Here is a 10281-nt window from a genome sequence, read left to right as displayed (position 1 = left end):
CGGTTTCAGGAGAGTCAGGTCCAGTGCCACAACTGTGCGTAGGTGACGAATGATTCGCCGGGAGGTCCGGGGGTAGGCGGGGGTCATGGGTGTCATCGACGAGGACATGCGCTCGATCGTGGACAGCGCCAAACTGGGGTTCGTCGCCACGGTGTGCGCGGACGGATCACCGAACCTTTCCCCGAAGGGGACCGTGCGGGTGTACGACGACGATCATCTGGTGTTCCTGAATCAGGCATCGCCGGGCACGGTCGCCAACTTGCGGCGTGATCCCCGACTGGAGATCAACGTCGTCGACTTCCTCAAACGACGCGGGTACCGGTTCAAGGGAACCGCCGAATTCCACGGTCCCGGCAGCGCGGTGTTCGAGTGGATTCACGACTGGTTGCTCGCCACCCAGGGGCCGGGATATCCCGCGATCGAAGCAGTACTGGTGACCGTCGACCGCGCCCTGCCGGTGGATTCGCCGGCCTACCAGTTCGGGCATGCCACGGAGTCCGAGCTGCGGGCGGCCTGGGCCGCAACATACGGGATCGAGTAAGTCCGGAGGCCGTGACCGGCGTGGCGGCGCCTGATCGGCCGAAAGGAGGCAGGCGCGATGGCCGGGATACCGGAGGTGATGGACGCGGCCTACGTGGAGGCGCTCGGCCCGGCCGATGCGATCCACTACGGACCGTTGCCCGTTCCGCGGATCGGACCCACCGATGTGCTGGTGGCCGTCCACACGGTCACGGTCGACCCGGTGGACACGTACGTGCGGTCGGGGGCGTATGCGACGCCGACACCCTTCCCGTTCATCGTCGGCCGCGACCTGGTCGGCAACGTCGCGGCGGTCGGCGAGGGTGTCGCTGGTCATGTGGTCGGGGACGCGGTGTGGCGCAACAGTCTGGGCCACGGTGGCCGGCAGGGCTCGTTCGCGCAGTACGCGGTTGTCCCGGCCGACCGGCTGTACCCCCTGCCCGACGGGGTGGATCCGGTTCGGGTGGTCGGCGTCGCGCATCCGGCCGCCACTGCATGGCTGGGGCTGTTCCGGCACGCTCGGCTCGGGCTCGGAGACGCCGTATATATCGGCGGCGGCGCCGGAAACGTCGGCGATGCCGCGGTCCGCCTCGCGTGCGCGGCCGGCGCCCGGGTGATCGCGTCCGCCTCCGGGAACGGGCTCGCGCGTGCCCGGGAGGCGGGGGCCGCCGTGGTGGTCGACTACCGGGACCCCGGCATGGTCGAGCAGATCCGGGCGGCGGCGCCCGACGGGCTGGACGTGTACTGGGACACCTCGGGCCACCACGACATCGACGTCGCGGTCGCCTTGCTGGCCCGCGGGGGCCGGCTCCTGCTGACCGCAGCCGGCCCACAGGCGCGGGTGCCGCTCCCCGTCGCCCGCGTCTACACCCACGACGTCACCGTGGCCGGGTTCGCGATCAGCAACGCCGCCGTCACCGACCTGGCCGCCGCCGCGACCGTGCTCAACCAGAAGCTCGCCGACCGAACACTGACCGCACGGATCGCCGACACGATGCCCCTGGCGCGAGCAGCCGAAGCACACCATCGTGTCGAAAAGGGCGGCGTCCGTGGGCGTCTCATCCTGATGCCATGACGACAAACCAGGACGGTGTGGACCTGCGGTGGGCAAGGGGCGGTCGGGCGGCCGCGTCGTTTCCGCGGCACGATGCCACGGTGTCGCCGCAGCCCTGATCGACGACAGCGCCCGCGGTGCCGGCCGTCGTCGCGTTCCACGGGTGGGATCCATGATCCGAGACGGCGTCGAAACACGTTCGCACGAAACGAACCCCACCCGTGGACGGTGTCAAGCGGATTCGGCGATGTGCCGCCGAGTCATTCGGCTGCGCCCGCGGGTGCCATCGACTGCTGGGCTTTGATGATCGAATCCATCAGCGACGGCTTGTCGGTGGCGAAGGCGAGTTTCTCCATTCCGCCGTACGGGTTCTCGAAACTGGCGACTTCCTCGGGGGAGTTGTCCGCGTACACTTCGAGCTCGTTGCCGTCGGGGTCGAGGAAGTAGACGCTCTTGGTCACCCCGTGATTGACCGTGTAGGCGATCTCGACGTTCTCCCGCACCAGGGTTTCATACGCTTCGATCAGATCGGCTTCGTTGCGAAGCTTGAACGCGAAATGCTCCATTCCGACCTGATAGAAGGTCCCGCCGGGAGCTTCGGTGCCGAGTTCGGCGATGCCGAGTTCGTGGTGGTCGCGTCCCGTGGACAGAAAGACGACACTCGGATCGATTCTGCCCATGACCTTCAGCCCGAGGATCCGCGTGTAGAAGTCGAGCGACTTCTCCAGGCTGCGGACCTTGATGACGACGTGCGCGACCCGCTCGATTTTGATCATTCTGGTTGGCCTTTCAACTTCCGGCTTCGCGTATCTGACGATGTGCCGAGGATACTAGATCAATCTATCTAGAGCTAGGGCGGTCCACGTCCGGATCACGCCGACCGGCTTCCGGTGCTTCGGGGTAACAAGGTGCGGCGGCGACAGGAGGTACCCAGCCGCGAAAAACAGGTACGGGTGTAGGTAGATTTCCCGTCGCCGATCGCGCGTTCTCGAACGAGGCTGGGTGGGACAAATCGACCACTACCGCTCGGGGACGCCATGAATGCACAGCAGCGACAGCGCAGTCGTTCCGTCGGGATCCGCGGTGCGCGCGGGTCCCATCCGCCCCAACCGCCGCGAGCGGGGGCCCGGGAGGCGACGTCGCGAGCGAACAGGGATTACGACTCGTTCTGGGTCCGCTCGGCGCTGAGTCAATGGGATTTTCTCGCCTCCGGCCGCGCTATCGGCGCGGATACGAAGGCGACGATCGAATTCGCGATTCGCTGGGCGCCGTTCGGGGGTGCGAGTTCGGAGGATCTTCTCGTGACGTTCGGTGTCGACAGGCGGCGGTTCCTCGAGCTGGTGATCGAAGGGCTGAAGTCCGGACGATCCGGCAACTCGGAGGAGCGCCGGCTCGAGCGGAGGTTGGCGGACGCGCTGTTGTCGGCGTGGCGTGTCGATGGTGACGTCGCGAGCGGGACCGGGCGTTGCTGACCCTCGCCGAGCACCCTCGGCTGTTGCCCCGGGGTGACGTGCATGTGCGAATCTGGTTGGGCAGAACGGCCTTCGACTACCGCGCAACACTCGCGGCGGCGGTCAACTTGATTCATGATTGCCGCCGGAAGCGGTGGTGTGCGGTCGAAGTGTTCCCGCACAGAATCGATGAAGCGCTGCCCGACAAGCGCTTACCGAACGAACGATTGTTCCTGGATCCGCAACCTCTCCGGCGGCAGGCGTAACGGCGGGGCGAGGTCAGAATTCGGGATGTGCGGCGACCCATGTCGCGATCTGCAGACGCGAGGTGAAGCCGAGCTTGGCGAGAATATGTTCCACATGCCCCTCCGCGGTGCGCTGCGAAATGACCAACCGCGCGGCGATCGCCTTGTTGGACAGACCCTGGGCCACGAGTTCGGCGACCTGGATCTCACGTTTGGTCAGGGTTCCGACGCCACGTCGAGGCGTGCGGACCTCGGACTGTTCACGCAGGGCGAAGGCCACGGCCGAATCGAACGTCATCGCAGCGCCTTCGCCGAGCGCAGTCTCGAATGCCCGCTCACCGAGCGCCTCTCGGCTGTCCCGGACGCAATCCGTGCGGTGCGTGAGCAGATCGGGAAAGACGAAAGCTGCGCTGCCGGCCACGCTGACCAGCGAATCGGCGGCGCCCATCAACACGGCGGCGCGCCGGTGATCGTGGTGTTCGCACACCACCCACGCCAAGGTTTCCGTGCAGGCCGCGGAGACGAGGGGGTCCGGAACCAGCCGGGCCGAGCGGATGCCGTCCTCGAGCAAGCGCGTAGCGCGGTCGGGCTCGCCGCCGCGCCACGCGACATATCCCTCGCCCCACAGGGCCCAGGACCGCAGCATCGTCTCGCCGGCCGCTTCGGTGATGGCCACCACCTGTTCGAAGCATTCGGTCGCGAGGCTTGTGGCACCGAGCAGTGCGCACGACCAGCCGAGGGAGATCAGGGCGTCCAACCGCAGGCTCAGCTCACCGAATTCCTCGTAGCGGTCGATGGCCTCGGTCATGAGGTGGTGGGCGCGGTCCAGATCGCCGTCGCTGGTCATGAGCACCATGGCGCCTCGAGCATGCGCGAGAATCGCGTCGACGACGGGGCTGTCGGTCTGTTCGGCAAGGTGCTCGAGCTGCGTCACTTTGTCTGTGGCGTCGCCGAAGTCGCGTTGTATGACGGCGAGCGACCCGGCGGTATAGAGGGCCTTGGCCCGATCGACGGCCGACGCTGCTCCGGCATGGGTGAGTGCGCGAGCGGTCCAGCGGCGCCCCTCGTCGAGCCGGCCACGCATCATCCAGAACAAATGGAGGGCGATGACCATCCGGATGGCGACGTCGGTCGATTCCGACACGGCGAACTCCAGTGCGGTGCGGAGATTCGGCAGTTCTCGCTCCAGCCGGGCAACCCACCGCAGCTGTTGCGGACCGATCCATTCGCGTTCCGCGTGCTGCGCCAGCGCGAGACACCAATCCCGGTGTCGCCGAGCGAAATCGACGTATTCGCCGCTCTCTTCCGCCTCGTGCCGACCGTATTCCTGAACGGTCTCGAGCATCCGGAAGCGGACGGTGTGATCGACGTCCTCCCGGATCAGAATCGATTTGTCCACCAGAACGGACAGCGCATCGAGCAATTGCGGCCGAGTCGGGCCGTCGCCACACACCTGCTCGACGGCGTCGAGCTCGAAACCGCCTGCGAACACGGATAGTCGGGCCCACAGCCGTTGCTCGTCCGGCGTGCACAGGTCATAGCTCCAGCCGATACACCACGCCAGCGTCTGCTGCCGCATCGGTGCACCGCGCCGGCCTCGGGTCAGCAAACCGTAGCGGTCGTCGAGCCCGGACAGAATCTGCTGAGGTGACATCGCGCGCAGCCGCGCGGCAGCGAGTTCGATCGCCAGCGGCAGCCCGTCCAGCCGAGCGCAGATCCGCGTCACGTCGGCCCGGTTGTCCTCGGTGACTTCGAACCCGGGCACCACCGCGGCGCCTCGTTCGGCGAACAACGCCACGGCGTTGTCGTGGACGACGCGCGGTGCCGGCTCGGCCACCGGATCCGGGATCGTCAGCGGCGGTACGGCGAACACCGATTCTCCGCCGACGTCGAGGGGCTCCCGGCTGGTCGCCAGAATCCGTACGCCCGGACATGTTCGCAACAGTGACTCGGTCAGTGCCGTGGCCGCATCGATCACCTGCTCGCAGTTGTCCAGCACCACCAGCAGTTCACGCGTGGACAGATAACCGATCAGGACATCGAGTATCGGTCCGGCGCCCCTGCTGCGCAGACCGAGTGCGTTGGCCACGACGTCGACCAGGAGGGTCGGATCCCGGGTATCGCCCAACTCGACCAGCCACACGCCGTCGGCGAATTCGTCCTTCAGCTTGTGCGCCACCCGCAGCGCCAGCCTCGACTTACCCACACCCCCGATACCGGTCAAGGTCACCAGACGCGACATCGCGAGCAAATTCTTGACCTCCGCCACCTGAACGCGCCGGCCCACGAAACTCGTCAGCTCGGGCGGTAGGTTTCCCTCGCCTGCCGCAGTGGGGGCCGATGTCGCCCATCTCGACAGTGGGGCTTCGAGTTCATCCCGCAGGGGCATCCGGTCCACGAGCAAACCGTGCCCACGTTGGACTTGCCTGAGCCGGTCCCCGAAGACCGCGGCAGTGGGACGCTGGGCCGGATCATGCGACATCGCCTCTTCGATCACCCGGGCTACGTCGTCGGGAATGCCGTTGTCGCGCAGATCCGGAATCGGCTGTTCGGTGATCCGCAGGAACTGGGCGACCACCTGTTCACCGGCGCGGCGCTCATAGGCGGCATGACCGGTCAGCGCGCAGAAGAGTGTGGAGCCCAACCCGTAGACGTCCGAGGCTTCGCTCGGCGCCTCGCCACGAAGCACCTCGGGCGCGGTGAAGGCCGGCGAACCGGTGACGGTGCCGGTGGCGGTTTCGAAGCCACCGGTGATGTGGGCGATGCCGAAATCCGTCAACGCCGGCTCACCGTAGTCGGTCAGTAATATATTCGCCGGCTTGATATCCCGGTGCAGGACGCCCGCACGGTGTGCCGTTTCGAGCGCTCCCGCGATCATCACTCCGATGTGGAGAATCTCCGGCAGTGGCAACGGCCCGTCGCGGAGGATGCGGTCATGCAGTGAACCATGCGAGTGATACGGCATCACCAGATACGGGTGACCGTTGTCGGTGGCGCCGACCTCCAGCATGTCGACGATGTTCGGATGTCCGGTCAAACGCCCCATCGCCCGCTGCTCGCGCAGGAATCGCTCGCGGTTGTCGTCGAATTCCTCAGTGAGCACCTTCACCGCCACCGTGCGTTCCACGCCGATCTGGCGACATCGATACACCTCTCCGAATCCACCCCTGCCGATCTCCTGCGCGTCCTCGAAACCCGCAGTACGCAGCTCCGTGATGACATCGATCCCGACATCACGCTGGGTCTTGCACAGATCGTTCTCGGCCATCGGCTACTCGTGATCCGTCAGCAGGTACCAGCCAGAGTATCCCCGTCCGCGCGCTCGAGCCGGTGAGGTCAGGGCAGGACGGCCGCGCCGGCGGCACAGCCGTTTCCACGGAGATATTCCATGGAACCCTTTTCCTGTCAGCGTTCCAGTGCGCGCCGGAAGAACGCGGTCCGTGTCGAGAACGACGCCCGAGCGACAGCCGCCTGCGGGATGTTCTCGTACCCGTGGAAACCACCTGCCCAGACGTGCAGATCCACACTCACTCCGGCCCGGCTCAGGTTTCTGGCGTAGTCGATGGCTTCGTCGCGAAAGCCTTCCGCGTCACCGACATCGATGAAGGTGCGAGGTAGCCCGGACAGGTCCTTCGCCCGCGCGGGCGCCGCGTAGTAGGAGACGTCATCGGTCCCGCGCCGATCACCGAGTAACGCCGTCCAGCCGTACAGGTTGCCGTTGCGGTCCCAGCTGCCGTCGTTGTCGAGCATGCGGGAGCTGTGGGTTTCGAATCGGTCGTCGAGCATCGGGCACACGAGCACTTGATGGCTCACCTGCGGGAAGCCCATGTCGCGGGCCATGAGGGTGATGCCCGCGGCCAGGCCGCCGCCCGCACTGGTTCCGGTGACGATGATGTGCGAGGGGTCCGCGCGCAGGTGCGCCGCGTTCTCCGCGCACCAGCGCAGACCGTCGTAGCAGTCGGTGACCGGGATGGGATCGGGGTGTTCGGGGGCAAGGCGGTAGTCGAGCGACGCGACGACCGCGGTGCCATCGGCCACGTGCGACAGCAGATCGTCCAGACCCAGGTGGCGTCCGCCGGCGACCATCCCGCCGCCGTGCACGTAGTAGATCAGCGGCCACGGGCCCCGACCTTCGGCGGGAGTGAGCACGGTGAGCGGCAGCTCGGCCGACGGCGTCGCGACGGTGAGTTCGTCGACTCGAACCCGGCCGCCCGCGGTCAGATCGACGGGATCGCGCCCGGGCACGGTGGCGACGGTGATCTCGCGCATCAGTTCCAGTGTTTCGTCACTCAGCGGTGGCGTGGCCGACCGGATGGCCGCGAGGCCGGGAAGCAATTCGGGATCGTAGGGCGGCCGTACCGGCGCTGGGCCGAAGTCGATTGCGTTCTGGGTCATGAGAACCTCCTTCGGCACTCAGTGAACAGGCCGTATGAGGCGGGACACAGCCGCCAAGTCGACGTGACTCGCGCCGTCGTCCCCGACAAACGGCGGTCAGGACCCCGCAGGCAGGTGCCGTCGTGCGTGGCTACCGGTACACCGCGTGGGCGGGCGTGAGGGACGTGTGCCTGCGTTCGGCCGCCATAGCGATCCGCCAGAGCATCAGCGTCGTGCTCGCGCGCGCATAGCCGCCGCCGCTCAGCGGGGTGTACCCGAGCTGGCGTTCGAGCCAGTCGATGCGCTGGCGCATGGTCGAGTGGTGCAGGTTCTGCAGCCGGGCGACTTCGCGAATACTGCTGTGGCTCAACACGGCCTCGAGCGTGGGAGCGACCCACGGCCGCTGTGCCTGCAGTTCGACGACCCGCCGGACATCGGGTGCCTGCGCGGCCGTCTCCGCATCGATGCTCTCGACGATCGTGGCGATGCTGCCGAGCTGGTCGTAGCGCACGTGCGTAGGTGCGCCCGTGGCGAGATCGACCGCGATGCGCAATGCCGTCAGCGCGTACTCCCGGCCCCGGTGCGCCTCGGCACCTGCGCAGACATGGATGCCGGCCGCGATGGTGCGGGGGATGGTCAGCGAGGGGGGTGATCCGGGGAAGAGGTGGATCTGGTGCTCGTCGACGACGAGCCCCGGCGGCATGTGCTCGGCATCGGCCCGATGGGTGGCCACCACGGTGACGGTCGGTCCCAAGCCCAGCCGCCGCAGCGCGTTCTCCCGATCCACCGAGGCGGCGTCGGGGTCGCAGGCGATGCGGATCGCCGCCGCGGTCGGTGAGCTCTCGCGCGTCTTCTTGACCGCATGCAGGCTGCGGGCGAAGCGTTCGAGGATCAGGTGGTCCAGGGGCCACGGCGTGCCGTCGCGATCGAGCCAGACCGTGATCTCCTCGAAGCGCTGTATCTGTCGCGTTCCGATCTTCGTGTCGAGATCTGTCAACGTCCGCCCGGCGGCGTCGACACCGACTCGAAGGCCACGTTCCGGGTCCTCCAGTCCGACACGGCACTCGGCGAGGACCGCGGCCGCACGCAGCATGGCCAATGCCGAGGACCGCTGGTCGACCAGCATGTCGAAATGTTCGATCACCCGCAGCGCCTCGGCCGCGCCACCGTCGATGGTATTGAGCTTGACTATCCACTCGCGCACGAACGAACTCCTCGATCCTCACGCACAGCCGCCGGGGTCGTGCCATCGGTGCCAGAACTTGTGGGGCGCGTGCCGCCGGCCGCCGGAAACAGGCCGGCTACGGCCGCGACGATCGCGGCGCGGCGCGCGGCGGGGGAGGGGTCGCGAACCTGTCCCTCCGCGAGGTGCACGAGATCGGGGCCCGAAGCCCACGCCAGTGCGAGCTGAGTAACCACGACCATGATGTCGATCGGGTCCCACGACGGATCCAGATGCCCGTCCACCTGGGCCTGCCGCAACTGTTCGACGCCGTTGCGCACCGTCTCCCGCACAGAGTCCTGAAAAGGATCGTCGGACGTCTCGGCGCCGACGACATCCAATCGGCCCCATTGCAGCAGGCGCAGGTGGTCGGGGTGGGCCATGAAATGGTCGTGGACGCGGCCGGCGTAGGCGGGGAGATCGGTAGCGTCCAGGTGGGTGGCCTCCGTCATCGCGGCGAGTTCGCGCTCTGCGACGTACCGGTAGAGCTGTTGTTTGCTGCGAAAGTGCGCATACAGCCGTTCCTTGCTCGTCTTCGCCCGGCTGGCGATCCGATCGATGCGAGCGCCCGCGACTCCGTACTGCGCGAACTCGTCCGTCGCGGCGGTGAGTATGCGTTCGCGGGTGCTATCGGCGTCGTAGGAAGTGGCCACGGTCACAGCCTACCAAACCAAACTGTTTGGTGTGGTCAATGAGCGAAAAAATAGCTGAGCATGGTTCGAGGCGGAGCGCGCCTCTGGGGCCCACCGGTCGGTAGGTGGACCCCAGGGCGATCTCTACGCCGACGGGGGCGCGGCGACGAAACCGCTCGGCCGCCGGGTCAGTGGTTCGAATTCGCCGCGTGCGCGGCGGCCCGATCCAGTCGCGGGACCGGCGGCGGCACCACGTCGGCGAGCCGCGAGACCCCGGGGACCTCGCCGAAATCGGGACCGAGGATTTCCTCCATCACCTGCGCGAAAGTCGTGTCCATGTACATGCGTTCGCCGGCGATCTTATCGCCCTCGAACTCCATCACGACGAAATACTGCCCGGTGACGCGTTTGCCGTCCGCAGTGTCGATGTACACGTATGCCTCTCGGCTGAGGCTGTTTTCGGAAATCGCGTGCACTCGCTTATCGGCCCACATGTTCCGTTCATCGCCGCCCCGCAAAAGTCGTTCGTAGGTTTCCCGCACGGCATCTTTTCCCTCGATGTGCCATCCGAGGGCGGGGAGCTCGTACACGGGATTGTCGACGAGTGTTTCGAGCGTGGCATCCAGATCGAGTTCGAACTCCGCCTTTTCGTGAAGGGCGAGCAACTCTTCCATCTGCTCCCGGGTGAATTGAGACATTTTCAGCACCTCTCCATTGAGGTCGGGCCGGACCGGAGGTTCCGGGCCGGTCGGTGGAATCTGTGCCGACGGCGGTGTCGTGTCGG

At 66.9% G+C, this 10281-nt stretch carries 9 protein-coding genes; 3 read left to right on the top strand and 6 right to left on the bottom strand.

Annotation, left to right across the window (positions count from 1 at the left end):
- Nucleotides 1–85: 85 nt before the first annotated feature.
- Entirely contained in the window at nt 86–541 is a 456-nt protein-coding gene (locus tag NA3_RS31645) for a pyridoxamine 5'-phosphate oxidase family protein (RefSeq protein WP_062967967.1), read from the top strand.
- 57 nt (nt 542–598) lie between these two features.
- Nucleotides 599–1594, top strand: a complete 996-nt coding sequence (locus NA3_RS31640) for an NADPH:quinone reductase (protein ID WP_062967965.1) — start codon at nt 599–601, stop codon at nt 1592–1594.
- Nucleotides 1595–1833: 239 nt separating this feature from the next.
- Here NA3_RS31640 and NA3_RS31635 read toward each other — a convergent pair whose 3' ends face one another.
- Complete coding sequence (locus NA3_RS31635; protein ID WP_062967964.1) at nt 1834–2349, bottom strand: VOC family protein; 516 nt, start codon at nt 2347–2349, stop codon at nt 1834–1836.
- Between the two features lie 525 nt (nt 2350–2874).
- On the opposite strand from NA3_RS31635, the gene NA3_RS37270 reads away from it, so the two are divergent.
- Nucleotides 2875–3045, top strand: coding sequence for a hypothetical protein (locus NA3_RS37270; RefSeq protein WP_157126614.1), 171 nt, complete (start codon nt 2875–2877; stop codon nt 3043–3045).
- A gap of 258 nt (nt 3046–3303) precedes the next feature.
- Here the strand turns inward: NA3_RS37270 and NA3_RS31620 are convergent, their stop codons facing one another.
- From NA3_RS31620 to NA3_RS31600, 5 genes are all read right to left on the bottom strand, one after another.
- Nucleotides 3304–6537, bottom strand: coding sequence for a protein kinase domain-containing protein (locus tag NA3_RS31620; protein ID WP_062967958.1), 3234 nt, complete (start codon nt 6535–6537; stop codon nt 3304–3306).
- Between the two features lie 137 nt (nt 6538–6674).
- Nucleotides 6675–7664: an alpha/beta hydrolase gene (locus NA3_RS31615; RefSeq protein WP_062967956.1), complete on the bottom strand. Its 990-nt coding sequence runs from the start codon at nt 7662–7664 to the stop codon at nt 6675–6677.
- A 130-nt stretch (nt 7665–7794) separates the two neighbouring features.
- Nucleotides 7795–8847 carry a hypothetical protein gene (locus tag NA3_RS31610; protein WP_062967954.1) on the bottom strand — a complete coding sequence of 351 codons (1053 nt, stop codon included), beginning with the start codon at nt 8845–8847 and terminating at the stop codon, nt 7795–7797.
- Nucleotides 8832–9518 (bottom strand): TetR family transcriptional regulator, encoded by a 687-nt coding sequence (locus NA3_RS31605; RefSeq protein WP_062968018.1) that lies wholly within the window; start codon nt 9516–9518, stop codon nt 8832–8834. The genes NA3_RS31610 and NA3_RS31605 overlap by 16 nt, the downstream gene beginning before the upstream one ends.
- A gap of 167 nt (nt 9519–9685) precedes the next feature.
- Nucleotides 9686–10195: a nuclear transport factor 2 family protein gene (locus NA3_RS31600; RefSeq protein WP_084492045.1), complete on the bottom strand. Its 510-nt coding sequence runs from the start codon at nt 10193–10195 to the stop codon at nt 9686–9688.
- Between the last annotated feature and the right edge of the window lie 86 nt (nt 10196–10281).

The organism is Nocardia africana NBRC 100379, assembly GCF_001612635.1.
Lineage (GTDB): Bacteria > Actinomycetota > Actinomycetes > Mycobacteriales > Mycobacteriaceae > Nocardia > Nocardia africana.
This window is presented reverse-complemented; position numbering and strand designations above follow the sequence as displayed.

Coding starts and splice junctions, on each gene's coding strand:
- NA3_RS31645 (WP_062967967.1), top strand. CDS start 86: ATGGGTGTCATCGACGAGGACATGCGCTCGATCGTGGACAGCGCCAAA.
- NA3_RS31640 (WP_062967965.1), top strand. CDS start 599: ATGGCCGGGATACCGGAGGTGATGGACGCGGCCTACGTGGAGGCGCTC.
- NA3_RS31635 (WP_062967964.1), bottom strand. CDS start 2,349: ATGATCAAAATCGAGCGGGTCGCGCACGTCGTCATCAAGGTCCGCAGC.
- NA3_RS31620 (WP_062967958.1), bottom strand. CDS start 6,537: ATGGCCGAGAACGATCTGTGCAAGACCCAGCGTGATGTCGGGATCGAT.
- NA3_RS31615 (WP_062967956.1), bottom strand. CDS start 7,664: ATGACCCAGAACGCAATCGACTTCGGCCCAGCGCCGGTACGGCCGCCC.
- NA3_RS31600 (WP_084492045.1), bottom strand. CDS start 10,195: ATGTCTCAATTCACCCGGGAGCAGATGGAAGAGTTGCTCGCCCTTCAC.